Consider the following 21,072-nt stretch of genomic DNA (forward strand, 5'->3'; position numbering starts at 1 on the left):
TATGGATTTGCATTTGATTATGAGTAAAGTTCATAGTACATTTTCGGATAATGGCGGACGAGATCAAATATTGGGTGTAGTGAAACAACTTGAAAATGCAGCAGCGTCTTTAACAACAGATATTAGAAGTTTAGAGAGTAGCATTGATACACATATAAAAGGGAAAACACAAGAGGCGTTTAAGGATCGGATTCGTCAGTTAGAAAGAAAACGGCAAAAAATAGAAGAGAAAATTAACGTATTAAAAGGGACGGTTAATTAATATGAAAGATTATATGGAGACGGTATTACCATTAGGAAGTGTAGTAAGATTAAGTTCTGATGAAGATGTAGATTATGTTATTACAACAAGAGGTGTGTTATTTGATGATACAACATTCTACGATTACGGAGGAGTGTTACATCCATTAGGTTTGACTGGAGAAACATATAAACTCTTTAATCATTCAGATATTGTACAGGTTCAATTTGAGGGATACCGAAACAAAATTGAAGGCCAATTTGCATCTAATTTTAAAACATGGCGTAATGAGTTTGTAGAAAAGGTAATTGAAGCAAAGAAAAAAGAACAGACAGATCAGTTGGCTGAAACGAAGGAATAATAATTATAAACCTTCCCCTTTCTATATCAAGAAAGGGGAAGGTTTATTTAAATTGTACGTATGAAAAAGCGAAGTAAACGAGAAAAAGGAAACATAATCAAACCGAAAATGCCAAGTATATCAGATGAGGTGTAGGAATGAAAAAGAGAGTGAAAATAGGTTTCATAAGTGTATTACTAGGAACATGCTTAACGCTTACAGGATGCAAGGTTGAGTATAAGGATATTGCCAAAGCGCTGGATGAAGGTGATATGAAGACTGTGATGTCTGCAAGTGATGATGGGTATGCTTATGTGTCAGTGGGCGTTTATAGAATTCTATCGTATCCGAAGGTGGGAGAGAAGGAGGATGAAGCAAGAATAGATCAAGTCACGAAAGGAATTTTTTCGATAAGGGATCATTCGTTTTATGGTGTAACTTCACACTCTAAGAGTACGTACACAATAAATTACTCTGGAGAAGATATACTTGGTACAACGGATAAAAAAGAGGAAAATGTGTATACAGCAAACATAAGTTATTCCAATAAGAACATCCAGTTGTCTACACCTAATGTAGATGCATCTTTAGTTACTTTCTTTTTTACAGATTTAAAAGGGCTTGCGAAAGTTACACCTGAAGATACAAGAAGAGGGGGGGATGAGCCTGTACTGGTTAGGTTTAAATTTAATAAACAACAATTTGATAAAATTGTGAAGCCGAAACTACACTTGGATTATGATGAATTTATATCAGCAGAACTAGAAATGAAGCTAAATTCACCTAATAAACCTAATGAAATTGTAGATATGAGTTTGAATATCAAGTATAAAAAGAAAGTTCAGAATCAGTTGTTATCATTTGAAGATAGTTACGCTGTTGGCTTTGCGCATAAACAAGATAATGATAAAGATGGAAAAAAGGAGTATTTAGATTATAAAAATAAATTTAATGAAGAAAGAAAATAGAAATGACTAAAAGCCGTTCTGATATAGGGAAATTAAAGTCGGGCAGCGAGGATATTTGTGAATCTGAAGAAAACGTTGCTAGGAATAGAAGGAAGGGTAAAGGGTCTAATTAAGAATAGCGCCAAACCTTCAATTTTAAAATGTCTAGGGCAACGAACGAGGTGGCTATATGAATAAGAAAGTTAAAGTGCTGCTTGTTATGGCGATAGTAGCAACTTTATTAGGCGGATGTAGTTTAGGAGAAACGAAGATTAAATATGAACCATTTGTAAAGGCTTTGGATGAGGAGGACACGAAAACAGTAATGTCTGCGAGTGATGATGGATATGCACATGTGTTTCAAAGAGGTATATATAGTGCGTATGAGGAAAAAGAAGATGGAGAGCACAGTAAAACAATCTATCAAACTACGGAAGGTGTATATAATACGAAAGATAAAAGCTTATATGGAGATACAACACAAGAGATTACTACTGATATAGATAATAGAAAGAAAGAAAGTACAAATAATAATTATAAAGAAGAAACTGTTTATAGTACAAATATTATGTATAAAAATGGGCAGGTACAAAGTGATTCCAATGTTGATGTTTCTTAAGTTAATTTAATTGTGGATCGGTTAAAAGGAATAGGGAAACTAAAGATGAAGCCAGGCGATGATATCAAAAAAATTGATCAGCCTAATACAGTTGGATATAAACTAACTGAATCAGAATTTCAAAGTATTATTAATGACAAACTAAAAATACAATATGATGAATATGGTGGAGCGACAATTACGCTTCATCTTGATTCTGCAAATGGTCCAATGCAGATATTACAAGTAAGTATTGTTATGGATTATAAGAAGAATAATAATGAAGGAAAGTTAATAGAATATCTATCGCAGACACACACATATTTTGAGAACAAGAAAAGTAATAATCAAGATGCAAAAAAAGAATATGTAGATTATAAAGCACGGTACAAAAATAATAAATGATTAGGAGCAGACTAAAAAGTTAAAGATAAATTCCGATTGGGGTAAATTAGATATATATGGTAACGGTATATATATGATTATAAGGCGGGGAAAGCTCCGAAATGATATGGGGAACCTCCTGTTGAGGTAAAATTAAAGATTGATACAGCGACAGAAAAAAAGAAGAGTTAATATGATGAAAATACCGCTCAATTTTATAACCTCAAACGGAGTGAATGATATGAATGATGTAATGAAACAGGCAATAATCCGTATTTCCCAGATTACATGGGGAGCTTCTGAAGTGAAAAAGAAATCTAGTGAACTTTTAATCGCTGAGTATTTGAGAAGGGGCTCGTTGTTTTTAGAAGTTTATCCATTTGAATGTGGACCATTTTTTAGCCCTGCAAAAGTGTTAGATATTAATCTGGATTTCGAGGATGTTATTACAAGTATTTTTACTGAGCCAGGTAAACCAAATGTATTATGTAAAACAATTTGTCTGCGTGACTTAGAATGGGTTGCCCTAGTTGAGAATGGAAAAATCATTAACGGTGATTTTCAAGACGTTTATGAGCCATTAATAAAGTACTTTGAAAGGGGAGGCACTCTTAGAATTGATAAGGGTATCTATTTAGACTATGGATTTGGGGCATTTCCTATAGACAATTGGCGGGAACGATATGTAAAGTTACAAGCTGCTGATATTTCAGATGAAAATTTAGACAATATTGATATTGAGAATAATTGAACTAATTATAATTTACGTTTACAGCCTTCGTGATAAGATTGTGAAATATAACCAATAAACCAAACGCTCAATAATTTGCTAATTACTTAATAAATTTTCAAAGGCTTATTCTAACTGGTTTTGTTGATTCTTTTGTTAATTGTAATAGAGGGTTTTTTGGATTATATAGTACTAATTACTAGGAGGAATGAAAATGGAAATATCAAATAAGACAATAGAAGAATTAAAAAAAGCGGGATGGTATGAGGGTAGAAAAATAGACATATCAAAAAATGTAAAGTTCCTTGAAGAAAGAGGATTTGAGGTTTTTGAAAGTGCCAAAAAATTTATGGAGGAGTTTGGAGAATTACAAATCAATGTTGAAAAGATTTGGTCAGATGGGTCTAAGGCAATATCTGAACATACCACTTGCATTAAGGAAGTGATAGGTATGTTAGATAGTTCGTTTTTTAGTTTAGAGGATTTTATTGATGATAAAGTTATTCCTGTAGGGGCACTATATGATTTAGAGATAGATTTATACATATCAGAATCAGAAAGACTATTCAAATCAACAGGATGGGTAGGAGATAATGCTTTAGAAGCATTAGATAATATTATTCTTGAAAAGGGAACAGTGATTTGGGATAAATTTGAAGGGTAATAGTATTCTATAACATCGATTACTAGGAGGAATGAAAATGGAAATATCAAATAAGACAATAGAAGAATTAAAAAAAGCGGGATGGTACGAGGGGAGAAAAATAGACATATCAGAAAATGTAAAGTTTCTTGAAGAAAGAGGCTTTGAAGTTTTTGAAAGTGCCAAAAAATTTATGGAGGAGTTTGGAGAATTGCGAATTAATGTTGAAAAGATTTGGTCAGATGGATCTAAGCAAATATCTAAACATACCACTTGCATGAAGGAAGTGATAGGTATGTTAGATAGTTCGTGTTTTGGTTTAGAAAATTTTATTGATGATAAAGTTATTCCTATAGGTTCACTCTATAATTTTGAGATAGATTTATACATATCAGAATCGGGAAGAATGTTTAAATCAATAGGATGGGTAGGAGATAATGTTTTGGAGGCACTTGAAAATGTTATTCTTGAAAAAGAAACAGTGATTTGGGATAAATTTGAAGGGAGATAATATTTTTCAATACAAAATTATGTCCTAAACTAATGCATAATTGTAATTAGGCGTGATTGGGGGGAAAGTAAAAAAAATTACTGAATATTGAGAAGAAAACAACTGTAGAAAATGCACATGTGTTTGAGAAAAAGCCGGTGCAGTTTTTGAGGGGGTTATTCAATACAAATTAATATTGAATTAATAGCACTCAAAATTAGGAAGTAGGTAGTAAATGAATGTTGAAAATAAAGGAAGAGGATTTAGGCTTTTTCGAAGTTGAAAATAGAAACCGATTAAGTCCTAATAATTTAATAGCCTTTTTAGTTGGAGTCTTTGTATATGCTTCTCTACCGATGTTTTTTATTATCTTAGGTTTTTTACAACTTGGTTGGGGAGCTTATCCAAAACTTTTTGAACGAATATTCGTTTGTATAGAGTTAGTACTATATATTTTGCAAATCATTTTTTTGCTTATCTATTCATTTCCGAAATTAAGATTTAAATTACAAAAATTACAAGCTATTGTAATTTTGTTTAACTCGTTTCAGGTTGCGACGGTGGGGTATGCATATGTATTAATTGAAGCAATATTTGGATATTCTGGTGAAGATCTAACGATATTTTATGTAGGCCTATTATTATTAGGAGCAATAGCTACTCATATTGTAACAACAATCCACACTTTTAAAAAGGCAAAATATGGAGGCTATAAGTTGGAAGGGGAGGATGTTTCACTTTTTACCAACACGAAACTATGGTTGTTAATTGGGATGGTTATTTATGTAATTGTCCTTTTAATATTAATTTGTGTAAGTATTCCCTTTAAGTTAGAACCAATCATAATTTATATTCTACAAACAATACTATTATATACATTCGCTGTTGTATCAGCAGAATTCGTCCTGTTGGTGTATTGCCGATTCAAATTTCCGTCATTCAATATTACATGGGAAGAGCATGAAAAAAGCAGACAGGAAAGGTTAAAGTTGTATGAAGAGAGGGAAAACCAAAAGAAATAGAATGAGATAGATGTAAAAAAGAGGGAGATTTACATTCTTAATAGTTAATTACTAGTTCTTAATCAAGTAAATATACAAGGGATTGATCTTATGAAAGTTCACTATAAAGCATTGTCAATGCTAAATTTAATTAGTATCACTCAAATTGTAAAAAAAGACGATTGGTTGTTACCAGCCATGGCGCTTAGAAATCAAGTAGTTCATAATGATATATATCCAATTGGACCAGTTCTTTTTACATATTCACCATTAGAGAATGAACCGTAATATGGTAAATATAAGTATTTATTTCCAGAAAATAGAATGATGGACATGGAAGAGAGTTTACCATATGAGTATATTGACGCTATTGTTATTGAAGAAGCACTTTGTGTTAGATTTTCAGATGAAGATGGCGATATTGAAGACTTAATTAAAAATGCAACTGATACTGGTTTCTTTCATGTTGAATGTATCGAAAAGTTAAGAAACTATTTATTAGAAAATTATCTTGTTGATAGTGCTTTGGAAAGTGGGGCCATTACTAAAGAAGAGATAATGAAAATGGTGGATAATAATTAATTAGTTGGTACTGGATTGAAAATGAAATTGATTTATTAGAGGAAATATAGAAGCAAGAGGTTAAAGAATTTATGAAATTATCGGGTATTATAATGAAAAGATTAACAAATGCGGGATGGTATGAAGGTAGGAAGATTGATATACAAGATATAAAAGATTTATTTAAGGAAAGAGGAATTGATTTATTTGAAACTGCAGAAAAATTTCTAACTGAATTTGCAATGCTAGAAATTACTTTTCAAGATCCTAATCCAGCATTTGATATGGAAGAATACATTCACTTTAATCCTAAATGGTCCGTTGGAGATTGTTTAGATGTTAAGTATTTTCAAGATTTAGCAGAAGAACATAATGATGAAATTAGAGAAAAAGTAATTCCAGTTGGAGAAACAGATAGAGGCAATTTAATTTTATTAATTACACCGAGCGAAAAATACTATGGATATACTGATGGATGTTTAGTTAAATTTGGTGATAATACAGAAGAGATGCTTGAGTGTTTATGCCTTCCTAAGGTACCTAAAATATTTTAATAATGATATATAACAGGAGTTATTAATTAAAACTTGTTGCACAAACATAAATAAACTAATGTTCTAGGGAATATATAAATTGAAAAATGATAGGATCATTACAAATTAGTTTTATTGAGGATAGAGGATATATGGGACAAGATTTCTTAGTGCAATACGAATATGAATTTCCTAACGAATATACTGATGAACTAGTAGAGCGGATAGGCGAAATAATGGGGACTCCTGTTGATTTAACAAGAGAAAATAAGCTGGCGCACATACAAGACCATGAATCTGAAACAGAGATGATTCGTTTAATAAAGAGTCCTAAAGAACCAAAAAGTCTTATTTTGATTAAATTTAATAAAAAAGATTGGTACTATGCAATTGTGATAAGGTGTCGAGAAAGTATACATCAAGAAGTTAAACAAGTTTTGCTTGACGTGAATGAACAAATTATAGAAGAGTATGGTGATACACCTTATAAGAAAATCGAAAATGTTATATCTAATAAGGATACATTACTAGATAAGTTTCTGGAAAGATACAATTTTTCTATTGATTAAAGAATGCGTCAGTCGAGTCTTTCAAGAATTTTGTTTAAACGGATCTAATAAACATCTTCTAAAGATATAAAAGGTTCACATCGTTAAAGCAGGGTTATACAATGCAATCAACAAACAAAAAGTTAAAAACTTAATAGACATACTTAATAAAATTTCAAAGGCTCGTTCCAACTTGAAGAGGAGAAGGAATGAGCTTTTTGTATGTCAAAAATTAAAAGAAGAAAGGGAAATGGCCAGATAAGTATAGGAAAATAAATTAAATGGAAAAGGTAGACATAGAGTATGAGAAAATAAAAGAAAACATGATTAAATATTGCTAATATCTTCATTTCCAACAATGTGTTTACAACCACTATGATAATTTTATGATTAGAACAGAAAACTTACAAGGTGGTTTTGCTGAACCTTATAGGAATTGTAGTAGAACGTTTTTTGATTTCTATAACATTGATTACTAGGAGGAATGAAAATGAAAATATCAAATAAGACAATAGAAGAATTAAAAAAAGCGGGATGGTATGAGGGTAGAAAAATAGACATATCAGAAACTGTAAAGTTCCTTGAAGAAAGAGGATTTGAGGTTTTTGAAAGTGCAAAAAAATTTATGGAGGAGTTTGGGGAATTACGAATCAATGTTGAAAAAATTTGGCCAGATGGATGCAAGGACATATCTAAACATACCACTTGCATTAAGGAAATAATAGGTGTGTTAAATAGTTCGTTTTTTGGTTTAGAGGATTATATTGATGAAAAAGTTATTCCTATAGGTTCACTCTATGATTTTGAGATAAATTTATACATATCAGAATCAGGAAGAATATTTGAAGCAACAGGTTGGGCAGGAGATACTGTTTTAGAGGCATTTGATAATATTATTCTTGAAAAAGGAACAATGATTTGGGGTAAATTTGAAGGGTAATAGTACTTTTTCAATGCAAAATTATGTCCTAATCTACTTCATAATTGTAATTAAGCGTGATTAGAGAGAAAAAGTCGGTGCAGTTTTTTGAGAGGTTTATTCAGTACAAATTAGTGATGATGGAATGACGCATGTATTAATTAAGGATTCTAATTTGATGACAGATAATATTTCTATATTTTATGTTTATTAAAGAAAATAAAAAAAGCTAATTCAATATTGAATACTAGAAAACGCTCCTTTTGCTCTACTTTCAGTTTATCTACAAAAATATAGTTATTACATGAATAAAGTGAAAATGACACAAAAGTCTCATAAATCTGAGGGCATTAAAAAAGTCCATTGAAAGAGAAAAAAGATAATCACCTATTGCATATGGTTGATTATCTTCTTTTGTTCTTTATATATTATCATAGTGTCTATTATACTTTTCGTTTCATTTTTAACAGATAACCTCCTGCAATAATAAATCCGATTCCAAAAAGAAGTAAGGACGGAAATTTCATTCCAGTAGATGGAAGGTACCTTCTATTCTTACTTATAGGCTTATCTATAAGCTTCGTATTTGTTGAAATTTCATTATTCGGAGTTTGTGGTTGATTTGGTGTTGGTGTTCCTGATGGTTGCTTTTTCTGATTCTTCACTGTATGTTTAATAATTTGCCCATCTTCTTTAATTTCAAAAGAGAAAGTTTCTTCATTAATAACATAGCCATCAGGAGCTAAAGTTTCTTTATAGGTGTATTTGCCGTAAGGAAGTTTAAATGTGGCAGTACCGTTTTTATCGGTTTTCCCTTTTGTAACTTCTTTTCCTTGCATATCATAGATAGTGAACTCAGCATTCGGAAGTTTCGTGTCGTTATTTGCACTGTCAACTTTTGAGATAATGAATTCACCAGAAATCTTTTTATCGTTCACTGTATGTTTAATGATTTGTCCACTTTCTTTAATTTCAAAAGAGAAAGTTTCTTTGTTAAGAGCATAGCCATCAGGGGCTAAAGTTTCTTTATAGGTGTACTTGCCGTAAGGAAGTTTAAATGTGGCAGTACCGTTTTTATCGGTTTTTCCTTTTGCAACTTCTTTTCCTTGCGTATCATAGATAGTAAATTCAGCATTCGGAAGTTTCGTGTCGTTATTTGCACTGTCAACTTTTGATATTTCTAGTTGCCCTTGTATATTTTCATTTTTAACTTCTAGTAAAGCAGTTTCACCTGTTTTTACTTCAATTTTTTTAGTTGTATTATCTAATATATAGCCATCAGGAGCTTGAATTTCTTTTACGATGTAAGTTCCAATAGGAAGTTGATGCAATTCAGCGATGCCTTTATCATTTGTAGTGATACTTTTTTTGATATCACCTTTTTCACTTGAAACTTCAAATACAGCACCTTTTAAAGGTTGTTTCTTTTCTCCTAATTTCATAATTTGTAAAGATCCTAGTGTTTCCCAATTTATGACTAAATCTGTACTAATGTTTTCGCTATTTCTTTGTAATAATACGCCTATATTTTGAACGATTTTTCCTCCATCAAAAGCAATGGCTTGTAAATTCGTTAATGTTGATTTTAATTTGAATTTGAAAGCTCCACTAGGTGTATTTTTAGGAATTAAAATTTTAAATTTTTCATTGATAGAAAATGTGGTTTTCTTTTCCCTATTTTCATTTAAGATTTGGGTTCCTTGAGGTGCATTTTCAGTTTGAACTGTATATGTTCCAGAAATTGCGTTTGTTTGAATTGTATATAGACCTGTTTCTAAATAGTCTCCATTTTGTTTTGCGGTTTGGGGATCAGCAGGGGTTACATTGAAAACAATCTTTTGTGATTCTGACTCATCTTTAGATTTTTCGACTAATTGTTTCATAAGAGTGTGTACTTTTTGATTTTGGGGCACTAAATCATCTGCTTGTAATTGTCCCATAGCAATCCATATCGCTAATTGGGTGGCATAATGTGCTTCTTCTTTGGTAGATACACCTAATTCGGCAGGACTTTTTTGTGGATATCCATGTAATAGTATACGATATACTGGATCACTTGCTTTCCCCATTTCTGGTAAATCCTCACCGTTAGGGGTACGTAGGCCTAGTATTAAACAATATGCGACATTCCCTGATCCAGTTTTGAATAATGCCGCTTTAATTTCTTTGTCTTTTGATTTACTATAACTCCAATTCATTTGATAGTTTTCACGATGAATAACTTCGGCTTTAACTTGTGGAACAGAAACTCCTAGCAACATAATAAGTACACTTAACATGCAAACCCATTGTGCTAACATCTTTTGTTTCATTTCATTCTCCACCACCATTTATCAAATTTTATGGATAGAAAATCTTATATTTTCATTGTACTTGTTGTTCGAAAAAGAGAATAGGTGGTTTTTTTGTAAAGTTTTGTAATTTTGTGAAAACGAAAAATGCCGTGAAGATCATGTGAAGTTTTACTAAAAAGAAACCTCCTCTCTTTTTTGGTAAGTATGTATAATAATGGAGGGGGGTGCTCGTATGAAATATAAAAAAATATTAGTAAACACAATGTTAGCGGGTGCATTATTAACATTATCTGCTTGCGAGGAAAAAGAAGTAGTAAAGCCAGTAGAGAAGAAAGCGGAGTCTCAAAAAGAACATGTAACATCTGATAAAACAGAGAAAGTCACTACAGAAAAAGAAAAGAAAGATGGACAAAAGAAGGAAGAAGGACAAATTGGTATACAAACAACAGTAGAAGAACTTCAGCAACATATTGATAAACGCGGCTACATACTTTACACGGATCATCCGATTCGCCGTGTTACAAGTGAAAATAGTCGAGTGACTGATATATCTAATTATGGTGATTCAGTTATTAATATTCGTACAGAAGAACCACTTGAAAATTTATCACCGGATTTGGTGAAAGAAGGATATGCGTTTATGACAGTAAAAGAAAATCCTTCTTTTCAATATAAATCATGGGATGAAATAACAAATTTAGAAAGGGCACTTGTAAAAGCAGTATATGCATCAGTTCCTGCACTTCGTGTGCTAGAAGCTCCTGCAAGAAAGGGAGATTTTTCAAATACTGCTGAGATTACAGCGGCACTTACATACTTGCGAAAAGGTGGAGAATTTGATTATATGGCTCCTGTTGCGCAAGGCGAAGTAGACCAAGGGCTATTTCAAAAGAATGATAAACTGAAAAAAAGTTGGAGTAAGTTAGCAAACATAGAAAACCCAAAAGAGAATAAAATAGCCTTTTCCCAAGCATATGAGGAGGCGCGGCAAGAGACAAATAATATGCTAGGCCTTCTCAATATTTTATTATCTAAAAATTATGAGGAACGTCTGTCGCAGGTTCCTAGTAAATAGATTGTTATAATTAGCTGTTATTTTTTATGTGTAGGGTAAATAGTCAAAAAATAGGTACTCGAGTGAGTATCTATTTTCTTGTTCATTGAATTCAGGAAATTAATAATGGTCGTATTTATCCTGTATTAACGGGCAGTAATACTCCCACCTCAAAATTCAGCGAAAGCAAAGAAGTTAGGTGGGAGATGAACTGCCCGTAAAAGCCCGATTGGTTCAACTAATAATCAGTGGGGATGAAGAAAACCCCAACTGATTAAAGTTTCACCTTATTATAGTTATTTTTAAAAAAGTTTCTATATATTTAGAGAGAGGAGTGGACGATGTACAAATAAAATTGTTTCATTCTTACTGTATAAATACAAAGTGAAGAAAGTGGCATAAAAGCCTTTAGGAAAGCGAGAGCATTTATGCTTAAAAGCTTCCTATTATATGCAAGGGTTAAAACAAAGAGAGAAAGTAAGTGCAGTTTGTTTTGTTCTGCATAGCAGCTACTTAGATGATGAAAAATTAAAATGGATTTATATGCTTCAAATATATTTTTAAGTTGAACTAATAGCATTTAAAATTAGGAAGTAGGTAGTAAATAAATGTTAAAAATAAAGGACGAGGATTTAGGCTTTTTCGAAGTTGAAAATAGAAACCGATTAAGTCCTGATAATATAAGAATCTTTTTTGGGGGAGTTTTTGCATATACTTCTATACCGATGCTGATCATGTTTTTAGCTTTTTTGCTGAATGGTGATAGGATTTCTTTAAGTCCTTTTGAGAAGATAATTGTACGAACCGAGGTAATGTTATATATCTTGGAATTCATTTTTTTAATGATATACATGTCTTCAAAGGTTGCTTTTAAATTACAGAAGTTCCAAACCATCGTGACTTTATTTTATTCTTTTCAGTTAGCAACATTACCATTTATGGTTATGGTGGTGGAAGGAATATTTGATTTTCCGTGTGACAATAAAACATTGTTTTATATTGGTTTAATACTATTGGGGGCAATCTGTACTCACATGGTAGCAACAATTGATGTTTTTAAAAAAGCAAAACATGGAGGATATAAGTTGAAAGGAGAGGCTGTCTCGTTTTTTACTAAAACGAAATTACTTCTATTGATTGGAATGATAATCTGTGTAATGGTTCTGCTTGTATTAATTTTTTTAAACCTTAATTATGCACTTAATCAAATAGCAATTTATGTTATACAAACAATAATATTATATGTATTCGCCGTTGTATCAGCAGAATTCGTCCTATTGGTATATTGTCGATTTAAATTTTTATCATTCAACATTACATGGGAAGAGCATGAAAAAAGAAGGAAGGAAAGGCTAAAGTGGTATGAAGAGAGGGAAAAGAAAAACAAAAAGAAATAAAATGAGGTGGATGTAAAAAAATAGGAATCGTTACATTCTTAATAGTTAATTACTAGTTCTTAATCAAATAAATATAGAAGGAGTTAATCTTATGAAAGTACAAAACATGGAGGATATAAATTGAAAGGAGAGGCTGTCTCGTTTTTTACGAAAACGAAATTATTTTTGTTGATTGGAAGGACAATCTATGTGGTGGTTCTGCTTGTATTAATTTTCCTAAATCTTAAAGGGAACATAATCAAATTGAAAATGCCAAGAGAGTAACAAAAGAGGTGGCTATATGAAAAAGAAAGTTAAAGTGATGCTTGTTATAACAATAGTAGCAACTTTATTAGGTGGATGTAGTTTAGGAGGAACGAAAATTGAGTATGAAAGATTAGTAAAAGCGTTAGATGAAGGGGATATGGAGACGGTAATGACCCCAAGTGATGATGGGTATGCGTATGTGCAAGAACGAGGTATATATAGTACGTATGAGAAAAAAGGAGATGAAAAGCACGGTAGAATAATATATCAGACTACGGAAGGTGTATATAATACGAAAGATAAGAGTTTATATGGAAATACTGTACAGCAGGTTGTTACTAAAATAGAAAATGAAAAAGAACAAGGTCCATTAAAAAGTTATAAAGAAGAAGATGTATATAATACAAATATTATGTATAAAAAAGGAAAAGGTGTAAATTCTAACCAAAATCTAGATGTTTCAACTGTGAAATTCATTATAGATCGTTTACAAGGAATTGGAAAACTAAAACCTAAAGATGATAGAGCTGGATTTGATGAGCCGAAAGGGATTTATTATAGCTTAACAGAATCACAATTTCAAGAAATAATTAATGATAAACTGCAATTACAATATGATAAATTTGGAAGTGCAATAATTAGTTTGGATTTTACTCAAGCTAAAGATTATAAAGAAAATCCTATGGAAATAGGTAACATAGACATAGTAATTAATTATGACAAAAAAAATGAAGAGGGGAAGATGTTATCACATATTCAACAAATAATAGTGAATTTTAGAAATAAAGAATACAATACTAAAAATGCGAAAACAAAGTACTTAGAGTATGAAAAACAATATAACAATTAAGCAGACCTCCCCCTTCCTATATAGAGAAAGAGGGAGGCTTTACTTTGTATTTCGTAACTAGTACTGCAAGAAATATGTAATGTGATCTTATAAAGTGAAACTTTAATCAGTGGGGGGGCTTCATCCCCCACTGATTATTAGCCCTCCCAATCGGGCTTTTACGGGCAGTATTACTGCCCAAAAATAGCGGGATAAATTTCTATTTATAAGTAGAAATCATTATAGAATTTGCTTTTTATTTTTCAAATCTAATTCTTTTAAAGATTCAGAAAATTTTTCTTAAAAAAAGTAATTTTTCTAGTATCTCATTTTGAATACGTAAATTCCTGCCATGATAAATCCAAGTCCTAAAAGAGGTAAGATTGGAAATTCTGATCCTGTAGATGGTAAAGATTTTGTATTCTTACTAACTGTTTTTTCTACATGCTGCATGTCCGGTGTTTTTGTATCAACTGTTTTCTCTACATGCTGTGGGTCTGGTTTAATTTCTTTATTTAGAGTTTCTGATGGATTTAGTTTTTTTACATGAACTGTTTTCTCTACATGTTGTACGTTTGTTGTCATTTCTTTATCCGGAGTTTTTGGTTGATTTGGTACTTCGGATATTGGTTTCTTCTGATTTTTCACTGTATGTTTAATCATTTGACCATCTTCTTTTATTTCAAAAGAGAAAGTATTTTCACTAAGTATGTATCCCTCTGGAGCTAATGTTTCCTTATATGTATATGTTCCGTAAGGTAGTTTAAATGTGATAACACCATTTGCATCTGTTTTACCTTTGGCAACTTCTTGGCCTTGCTTATTGTATATAGTAAATTCAGCATTTGACAGCTTTTTATTGTCATCTGCAGAGTCAACTTTTGAGATTTGTAGTTCGCCTTGTATACGTTTATTTTCCACTTCTAATAAAGCGTTTTCATTTGTTTGTACGTTAACCTTTTTAATTGTAGGATCAAGCACATATCCTTCTGGAGCTTGAACTTCTTTTACAATGTAAATACCGATAGGAAGTTGATGTAATTCAGCAATACCTGCATCATCGGATGTGATATGTTTTTGGATATCACCTTTTTCATTGGAAACTTCAAATATAGCACCTTTTAAAGGTTTTTTGTTTTCATCAAACTTCATAATTTTTAAAGATCCTAGCGTTTCTTTTGGTTGCTCAAGTATAGGTTTCTTCTGATTTTTCACAATATGTTTAACGATTTGACCATCTTCTTTTATTTCAAAAGAGAAAGTATTGTCGCTAAGTATGTATCCCTCTGGAGCTAATGTTTCTTTATATGTATATGTTCCGTAAGGTAGTTTGAATGTGATCATACCATTTGCATCTGTTTTACCTTTGGAAACTTCTTGACTTTGTTGGTTATATATAGTAAACTCAGTATTTGAGAGTTTCTTATTTTGATCTGCAAAGTCAACTTTTGAGATTTGTAGTTCACCTTGTATATGTTTATTTTCCACTTCTAATAAAGCAGTTTCATTTGTTTGTACTTCTACTTTTTTAATTGTAGGATCAAGCACATATCCTTCTGGAGCTTGAACTTCTTTTACGATGTAAGTGCCGATAGGAAGTTGATGTAATTCAGCAACACCTGTATCATCGGAAGTAATATTTTGTTTGATATCACCATTTTCATTGGAAACTTCAAATACAGCACCTTTTAAAGGCTTTTTATTTTCATTGAACTTCATAATTTTTAAAGATCCAAGCGTTTCTTCTGGTACCTCAGGTGTTGGTATCTCAGGTGTTGGATTCTCTTTATTTTCTACTACGTGTTTAACAATTTGACCATCTTCTTTTATTTCAAAAGAGAAAGTATTTTCACTAAGTATGTATCCTTCTGGAGCAAATGTTTCTTTATATGTATATGTTCCATAAGGTAGTTTGAATGTGACAATACCATTTGCATCTGTTATACCTTTGGAAACTTCTTGACCTTGTTGATTATATATAGTAAACTCAGCATTTGAAAGCTTCTTATTGTGATCTGCAAAGTCAACTTTTGAGATTTCTAATTCACCTTGTATATGTTTATTTTCCACTTCTAATAAAGCAGTTTCATTTGTTTGTACTTCTACTTTTTTAATTGTAGGATCAAGCACATATCCTTCTGGAGCTTGAACTTCTTTTACGATGTAAGTGCCGATAGGAAGTTGATGTAATTCAGCAACACCTGTATCATCGGAAGTAATATTTTGTTTGATATCACCTTTTTCATTAGAAACTTCAAATATAGCACCTTTTAAAGGTTGTTTATTTTCATCGGATTTCATAACTTTTAAAGATCCTAGTGTTTCCCATTTTACTACTAACTCTGTGCTCACTTCTTCTTTACTTCTTTGAGATAATGTAGCTGTATTTTGAATAGTTCGTTTTCCATCAAACGTAATTGCCTGTAAATTTGTTAGGTTTGATTTTATTTTGAACTTGAAATCTCCGCTAGCTGTATTTTTAGGAATCAAAATCTTAAATTTTTCATTAATAGAAAATGTAGTTTTCTTTTCCCCATTTTCATTTAAAAGTTGAATTCCTGCAGGTGCATTTTCACCTTCAATTGTATATGTTCCAGAAACTGCATTTGTTTGAATTGTATATAAACCTGTTTCTAAATAGTCTCCATTTTGTTTTACGTTTTGTGAATCAGGAGAAGTTACATTGAAAAATACTTTTTGAGATTCTGCCCCATGCTTAGATTTTTCAACTAACTGTTTCATAAGAGTATGTACCTGTTGATTTTGTGGTACTAAATCATCTACTTGTAATTGTCCAAGAACAATCCATACAGCTAATTGGGTTGCGTAATGTGCTTCCGCTGGTGTAGATACACCTAATTCCACTGGACTTTTTTGCGGATATCCGTTTAGTAGTACACGATATACCTCGTCTGTCGCTCTCCCCATTTCAGGTAAATCCTGTCCATTAGGAGAAGGTAGGTTTAGTGATAAACAATATTCGATACTTCCTGATGCTCCTTTAAGAGTTCCTGCTTTAATTTCTCGATTTTTTGATTTACTATAACTCCACTTCATTTGATATTTTTCCTTATGTACAATCTCGGCTTTTGCTTGTGGAACAGAAACTCCTAACAATATAATAAGCACACTTAATATAGAAAACCATTTTGCTAACATTTTTTGTTTCATTTCTTCATCCACCGCCATTTATCAAATTTAGTATAGAAAATCTTATGTTTTTATCACACTTGTTGTTGGTAAAAGAGTACCACTTGGAATATCTATAAAAGTTTCGTAAAAAAAGATTAAATAATTAGAAAATTTGTAATATTTTAACTCTATTATAAATGTTATTTCAGAAAAAGGAATAGGTATTTTTTGTTGAATTTTGTCAGTTTTCCGAAAATTACAGATATAAGTATTTAATAAAAATGAAAATAGTATTAGTAAGTTGCATCTTTTTGAATAATATTAAACTTTGTATATTTGGTTATATAGAGAACTGCTGGTATACAAGGAGTAAAACATTTCAATTAATGCTAATATATGTATTTCTGAAATCTTAAGTTTTATTATAAATTCTATTGTAGAAAAAGAATAGGTGTTTTTTGATAAAATTTTGTCATTTTTTTGAAAATTCAAGGTATAGCTGTTTAATAAAAATTAAAATAGTATTATAAGTTCTATTCTTTCGAACAACGTTAAACTCTGTGTTTTTGGTTATACAGAGAATTATTCGTACATAAAGAAAAATCCTTATAAATGAATATAAAAATATGAAAATGAATATATATAATGTTGTGTCCTATTATAAATGCTATTGTAGAAAAAGAATAGTCTTTTTTTTAAAAGTTTTAGATGCAAGTATTTAGTAAAAATCAAAATAGTATTATCAGTTGCATCCTTTTGAACAACGTTACATCCTGTGTATTGGGTTATACAGAGAACTGTTCGTGTATAAAATAAAATCTTTATGAATAAATATAAAAATATATAATACTGTGCTCTATTATAAATGCTATTGTAGAAAAATAATAGTCTTTTTTTAAAAGTTTTAGATGCAAGTATTTAGTAAAAATGAAAGTAGTATTATCAGTTGCATCCTTTTGAACAACGTTACATCCTGTGTATTGGGTTATACATAGAGCTGTTCGTACATAAAAGTATCTTTATGAATAAATAGAAAAATATGAATATATATAATACTGTGTTCTATTATAGATTCTATTGTAGAAAAAGAATAGTCCTTTTTGGGGGTGAAAATTGTCATTTTTTTGAAAGTTTGAGATTGTTTAGCGGGAAATAAAATAGTATTGAAATGCAAAATAAAATTTTAAAAGAATAAAATTTTATAGATGAACTGAATGTAATCATCATTGTGTAAAAAGTATAGATATTTTTTGCACAATAATATGGTTGAATTAATAAATATATTTCAGAAGAATGGAACGTAATTAGGCAAAGAGCTAACATTTGCTATAGGAGTAAGAGATAGATAATATGGAAGTAACGCTATATAAATCCATTTTAATTTTTCGACATATAAGCCACGGTTATGCGAATATAACATAACCGCTACTTGCTTTCTCCCTTTGTTTTAAACTTCGCATGTGGCAGGAAAAGACCCTGACCGCTTCTATGTACGGCCAGAGGCTCTCGTCCCTCCTCTAAAAAGAAATGGGTGTTTATGTCGTTTTTTTACCTTGTATATATAGTTATACGTGAAGGAACAGAGTTAGAGCTATATGTTAGCTTTCTATTCTTTGAAAGGAGAACATAATATGGAGAGAATGCCTAATTGGCTTATGCAACGTGCTTTTTTAACACCGGAGCGCACCTCGATTGAAACGAGAGAAAGTACGTATACGTTTTTGCAGCTTCATGAGAAGGTGCTTTTATGTTGTGAACATCTTGCTTATTTACAAGTGAAAAAGGGAACAAAAGTGGCTGTTCTGATGAAAAATAGTATGGAGATGGTGATTGCGATTCATGCTCTTTCTTATATAGGGGCAGTCGCTGTTTTGCTGAATACACGTCTTTCAAGAGAAGAGCTACTTTGGCAAATGGAGGACGCAGAGGTGTCTTGTTTGCTTACAGATGAAGAGTTTGAGGGAGAGCAAGTACCTGTCTACTTGTTTACAGAGCTTGCAGCATTGCCGAAAGAAAAGGGAACCGTGCAAAATGAGTTTGTTTTAGAAGAGACGATGACGATTATTTATACGTCAGGTACGACGGGAAAACCGAAAGGCGTGATGCTTACATACGGGAACCATTGGTGGAGTGCAGTTGGTTCTTCGCTGAATTTAGGGCTTCATGATGATGACTGTTGGTTAGCATGTTTACCGTTTTTCCATGTGGGCGGATTATCGCTTTTAATGAAGAATATTATGTATGGTATGAGGGTGTTACTTGTTCCGAAGTATGATCCGGATTTTATTCATGAAGCGCTGCAAACAAGAGGTGTAACGATGATTTCCGTTGTATCTAAAATGCTGACGGATTTATTAGAACGGCTGCAAGAAGATACATATCCAACGTCTCTTCGCTGCGTATTGCTTGGCGGAGGGCCAGCTCCAAGACCGCTTTTGGAAACGTGCGTTGCAAAAGGGATTCCGGTGTATCAAACGTATGGGATGACAGAAACGTCTTCGCAAATTTGTACATTGGCCGCTGATTATATGTTAACGAAAGTTGGTTCGGCTGGAAAACCACTATTCCCATGTCAGCTTCGCATTGAACAAGGTGGAAGGGGAGCTAGTGTAGGAACTGCCGGGGAAATTGTTGTGAAGGGGCCGAATGTAACGGGTGGTTATTTCAATCGTGAAGAGGCGACGAGAGCGAGTATTCACGATGGTTGGTTACATACGGGAGACATTGGCTACTTAGATGAAGATGGTTTTCTCTATGTGCTAGATCGCCGCAGTGATTTAATTATTTCCGGCGGAGAGAACATATACCCGGCGCAAATTGAGGAAGTCTTACTTATGCATCCCGCTGTTTTGGAAGCGGGAGTTGTTGGATTAAGTGATGAGAGATGGGGACAAGTTCCTGTCGCATTCGTTGTGAAATCAAAAGAGATAACGGCAGAGGAACTCATTGCTTTTTGTGAAGATAAACTTGCACGATATAAAGTGCCAAAAGAGGTTCATTTTCTTTCTGAGCTGCCGCGCAATGCTTCTAAGAAATTACTGCGCCGTGAATTGCGGCAGCTGGCGGAGGAGATATAAATGCATATTACAAAGGCAATGCTGTATGTAACAGAAATGCCGCTCGTTATTCCATTTGCTGCAAGTTATGGGACGTATGAAAAGCGTGAAAGTATTGTGATAGAACTAATAGATGAAGAAGGACGAAGCGGTTGGGGCGAAGTGGTCGCTTTTTCGGAGCCTTGGTATACAGAAGAAACAGTCGTAACGGCGTTTCATATGCTGCAAGACTTTTTGTTGCCGGTGTTATTTGAGCAGGAGCTTTCCCATCCTTCTGATGTTACGTCTCTTTTTCAACATATAAAACGCAACAATATGGCGAAAGCAGGAATCGAGGGTGCATTATGGGATTTGTATGCAAAGCGCAAGAATCAATCGCTTGCCGCGCTGCTTGGCGGTGTAAAACAGGAGATTGAAGTTGGTGTAGTGATTGGCCTTGATACAGTTCCTAATATGTTAAAACGGATTGAAACATACGCTGAAGAAGGGTATAAACGTTTTAAAGTGAAAATCAAACCGGACAATGACTATGCTTTGCTTCACGAAGTTCGCAGAGCGTTTCCAACTATTCCATTGATGGCAGATGCCAATTCTGCCTATACGCTGGCGGATATGAAGCAGTTACAAAGGTTGGACGAATTTGAGTTAATGATGATTGAACAGCCGTTAGCAGATCATGATTTTCTTGATCATGCCCGTTTGCAGCAGCAAATTGAAACGCCCATTTGCCTAGATGAAAGCATTCATTGTTTAGAAGATGCAAGAGTGGCCATAAGACTTGGGAGCTGCCGTATCATCAATATAAAACCTGGGCGAGTTGGCGGATTAACAGAATCCATTCGTATCCATGATTATTGTCAGCAGCATCGTATTCCTGTTTGGTGCGGAGGCATGGTAGAAATGGGAATTTCCCGGGCGCAAAATATTGCGCTCGCATCGCTGCCTAATTTTACAATTCCCGGTGATATTTCTGCTTCTAAAAGACATTGGGAGCAAGATATTATCTCGCCGGAAGTAACGCTGCAACATGGGAAAATTATTGTTCCTAAGCAAGCTGGGTTTGGATATAACATAAATCGGACAAGACTAGAAGAGATAACGAAACAATGCATTGTATGTGAGAGGTGAA

General features: G+C 32.6%; 17 protein-coding genes and 2 pseudogenes. 17 read left to right on the top strand and 2 right to left on the bottom strand.

Features of this window, described 5'->3' with window-relative positions:
• Position 1 precedes the first annotated feature (1 nt).
• The 12 genes and pseudogenes from BM350_RS16545 (at position 2) to BM350_RS16605 (ending at position 7,956) form a co-directional block, all read left to right on the top strand.
• Positions 2–262 (top strand): hypothetical protein, encoded by a 261-nt coding sequence (locus BM350_RS16545; protein WP_090920053.1) that lies wholly within the window; start codon positions 2–4, stop codon positions 260–262.
• Between the two features lies 1 nt (position 263).
• On the top strand, positions 264–602 hold the full coding sequence (locus tag BM350_RS16550; protein ID WP_090920056.1) for a DUF4176 domain-containing protein: 339 nt from the start codon (positions 264–266) through the stop codon (positions 600–602).
• 137 nt (positions 603–739) lie between these two features.
• On the top strand, positions 740–1,549 hold the full coding sequence (locus BM350_RS27635; protein ID WP_244548028.1) for a DUF3952 domain-containing protein: 810 nt from the start codon (positions 740–742) through the stop codon (positions 1,547–1,549).
• A gap of 169 nt (positions 1,550–1,718) precedes the next feature.
• Positions 1,719–2,531: pseudogene (locus tag BM350_RS16565) on the top strand (DUF3952 domain-containing protein).
• A 172-nt stretch (positions 2,532–2,703) separates the two neighbouring features.
• Positions 2,704–3,261 (top strand): hypothetical protein, encoded by a 558-nt coding sequence (locus BM350_RS27640; protein WP_244548029.1) that lies wholly within the window; start codon positions 2,704–2,706, stop codon positions 3,259–3,261.
• Positions 3,262–3,454: 193 nt separating this feature from the next.
• Positions 3,455–3,904, top strand: a complete 450-nt coding sequence (locus BM350_RS16575) for an SUKH-3 domain-containing protein (RefSeq protein ID WP_090920059.1) — start codon at positions 3,455–3,457, stop codon at positions 3,902–3,904.
• Positions 3,905–3,941: 37 nt separating this feature from the next.
• The gene (locus BM350_RS16580) at positions 3,942–4,394 is read left to right on the top strand and encodes an SUKH-3 domain-containing protein (RefSeq protein ID WP_090920062.1); all 453 of its coding nucleotides are present in this window, start codon (positions 3,942–3,944) and stop codon (positions 4,392–4,394) included.
• Between the two features lie 218 nt (positions 4,395–4,612).
• Positions 4,613–5,395, top strand: coding sequence for a hypothetical protein (locus BM350_RS16585; protein ID WP_090920065.1), 783 nt, complete (start codon positions 4,613–4,615; stop codon positions 5,393–5,395).
• 90 nt (positions 5,396–5,485) lie between these two features.
• Positions 5,486–5,803: pseudogene (locus BM350_RS28060) on the top strand (hypothetical protein); the annotation flags it as partial.
• A 224-nt stretch (positions 5,804–6,027) separates the two neighbouring features.
• Entirely contained in the window at positions 6,028–6,489 is a 462-nt protein-coding gene (locus BM350_RS16595; protein WP_090920068.1) for an SUKH-3 domain-containing protein, read from the top strand.
• A 131-nt stretch (positions 6,490–6,620) separates the two neighbouring features.
• Complete coding sequence (locus BM350_RS16600; protein ID WP_090920071.1) at positions 6,621–7,037, top strand: hypothetical protein; 417 nt, start codon at positions 6,621–6,623, stop codon at positions 7,035–7,037.
• A gap of 469 nt (positions 7,038–7,506) precedes the next feature.
• Positions 7,507–7,956, top strand: a complete 450-nt coding sequence (locus BM350_RS16605; protein ID WP_090920074.1) for an SUKH-3 domain-containing protein — start codon at positions 7,507–7,509, stop codon at positions 7,954–7,956.
• A gap of 422 nt (positions 7,957–8,378) precedes the next feature.
• Here the strand turns inward: BM350_RS16605 and BM350_RS16610 are convergent, their stop codons facing one another.
• Positions 8,379–10,247: a SpaA isopeptide-forming pilin-related protein gene (locus BM350_RS16610; RefSeq protein ID WP_090920077.1), complete on the bottom strand. Its 1,869-nt coding sequence runs from the start codon at positions 10,245–10,247 to the stop codon at positions 8,379–8,381.
• A gap of 214 nt (positions 10,248–10,461) precedes the next feature.
• On the opposite strand from BM350_RS16610, the gene BM350_RS16615 reads away from it, so the two are divergent.
• The 3 genes from BM350_RS16615 to BM350_RS16625 all read left to right on the top strand — a co-directional run bounded on the left by BM350_RS16615 (position 10,462) and on the right by BM350_RS16625 (position 13,776).
• A complete protein-coding gene (locus tag BM350_RS16615; RefSeq protein ID WP_090920080.1) occupies positions 10,462–11,304 on the top strand; it encodes a hypothetical protein in 843 nt (280 codons plus the stop codon).
• A 587-nt stretch (positions 11,305–11,891) separates the two neighbouring features.
• Positions 11,892–12,680: a hypothetical protein gene (locus BM350_RS16620; RefSeq protein WP_090920083.1), complete on the top strand. Its 789-nt coding sequence runs from the start codon at positions 11,892–11,894 to the stop codon at positions 12,678–12,680.
• A 280-nt stretch (positions 12,681–12,960) separates the two neighbouring features.
• On the top strand, positions 12,961–13,776 hold the full coding sequence (locus BM350_RS16625; protein WP_090920086.1) for a DUF3952 domain-containing protein: 816 nt from the start codon (positions 12,961–12,963) through the stop codon (positions 13,774–13,776).
• Between the two features lie 297 nt (positions 13,777–14,073).
• Here BM350_RS16625 and BM350_RS16630 read toward each other — a convergent pair whose 3' ends face one another.
• Positions 14,074–16,926, bottom strand: a complete 2,853-nt coding sequence (locus BM350_RS16630; RefSeq protein ID WP_090948277.1) for a SpaA isopeptide-forming pilin-related protein — start codon at positions 16,924–16,926, stop codon at positions 14,074–14,076.
• Between the two features lie 1,592 nt (positions 16,927–18,518).
• Here BM350_RS16630 and BM350_RS16635 point away from each other — a divergent pair.
• Positions 18,519–19,964, top strand: coding sequence for an o-succinylbenzoate--CoA ligase (locus BM350_RS16635; RefSeq protein WP_090920477.1), 1,446 nt, complete (start codon positions 18,519–18,521; stop codon positions 19,962–19,964).
• Positions 19,965–21,071 (top strand): o-succinylbenzoate synthase, encoded by a 1,107-nt coding sequence (menC, locus tag BM350_RS16640; protein WP_090920480.1) that lies wholly within the window; start codon positions 19,965–19,967, stop codon positions 21,069–21,071.
• The last annotated feature ends 1 nt before the right edge of the window (position 21,072 follow it).

Source organism: Bacillus sp. 103mf (assembly GCF_900116295.1).
Lineage (GTDB): Bacteria > Bacillota > Bacilli > Bacillales > Bacillaceae_G > Bacillus_A > Bacillus_A bruguierae.

Excerpts from the sequence above, each read along its gene's own strand:
- BM350_RS16545 (WP_090920053.1), top strand. The coding sequence starts at position 2 with ATGGATTTGCATTTGATTATGAGTAAAGTTCATAGTACATTTTCGGAT.
- BM350_RS16550 (WP_090920056.1), top strand. The coding sequence starts at position 264 with ATGAAAGATTATATGGAGACGGTATTACCATTAGGAAGTGTAGTAAGA.
- BM350_RS27635 (WP_244548028.1), top strand. The coding sequence starts at position 740 with ATGAAAAAGAGAGTGAAAATAGGTTTCATAAGTGTATTACTAGGAACA.
- BM350_RS27640 (WP_244548029.1), top strand. The coding sequence starts at position 2,704 with ATGATGAAAATACCGCTCAATTTTATAACCTCAAACGGAGTGAATGAT.
- BM350_RS16575 (WP_090920059.1), top strand. The coding sequence starts at position 3,455 with ATGGAAATATCAAATAAGACAATAGAAGAATTAAAAAAAGCGGGATGG.
- BM350_RS16580 (WP_090920062.1), top strand. The coding sequence starts at position 3,942 with ATGGAAATATCAAATAAGACAATAGAAGAATTAAAAAAAGCGGGATGG.
- BM350_RS16585 (WP_090920065.1), top strand. The coding sequence starts at position 4,613 with ATGTTGAAAATAAAGGAAGAGGATTTAGGCTTTTTCGAAGTTGAAAAT.
- BM350_RS16595 (WP_090920068.1), top strand. The coding sequence starts at position 6,028 with ATGAAATTATCGGGTATTATAATGAAAAGATTAACAAATGCGGGATGG.
- BM350_RS16600 (WP_090920071.1), top strand. The coding sequence starts at position 6,621 with ATGGGACAAGATTTCTTAGTGCAATACGAATATGAATTTCCTAACGAA.
- BM350_RS16605 (WP_090920074.1), top strand. The coding sequence starts at position 7,507 with ATGAAAATATCAAATAAGACAATAGAAGAATTAAAAAAAGCGGGATGG.
- BM350_RS16610 (WP_090920077.1), bottom strand. The coding sequence starts at position 10,247 with ATGAAACAAAAGATGTTAGCACAATGGGTTTGCATGTTAAGTGTACTT.
- BM350_RS16615 (WP_090920080.1), top strand. The coding sequence starts at position 10,462 with ATGAAATATAAAAAAATATTAGTAAACACAATGTTAGCGGGTGCATTA.
- BM350_RS16620 (WP_090920083.1), top strand. The coding sequence starts at position 11,892 with ATGTTAAAAATAAAGGACGAGGATTTAGGCTTTTTCGAAGTTGAAAAT.
- BM350_RS16625 (WP_090920086.1), top strand. The coding sequence starts at position 12,961 with ATGAAAAAGAAAGTTAAAGTGATGCTTGTTATAACAATAGTAGCAACT.
- BM350_RS16630 (WP_090948277.1), bottom strand. The coding sequence starts at position 16,926 with ATGAAACAAAAAATGTTAGCAAAATGGTTTTCTATATTAAGTGTGCTT.
- BM350_RS16635 (WP_090920477.1), top strand. The coding sequence starts at position 18,519 with ATGGAGAGAATGCCTAATTGGCTTATGCAACGTGCTTTTTTAACACCG.
- menC (WP_090920480.1), top strand. The coding sequence starts at position 19,965 with ATGCATATTACAAAGGCAATGCTGTATGTAACAGAAATGCCGCTCGTT.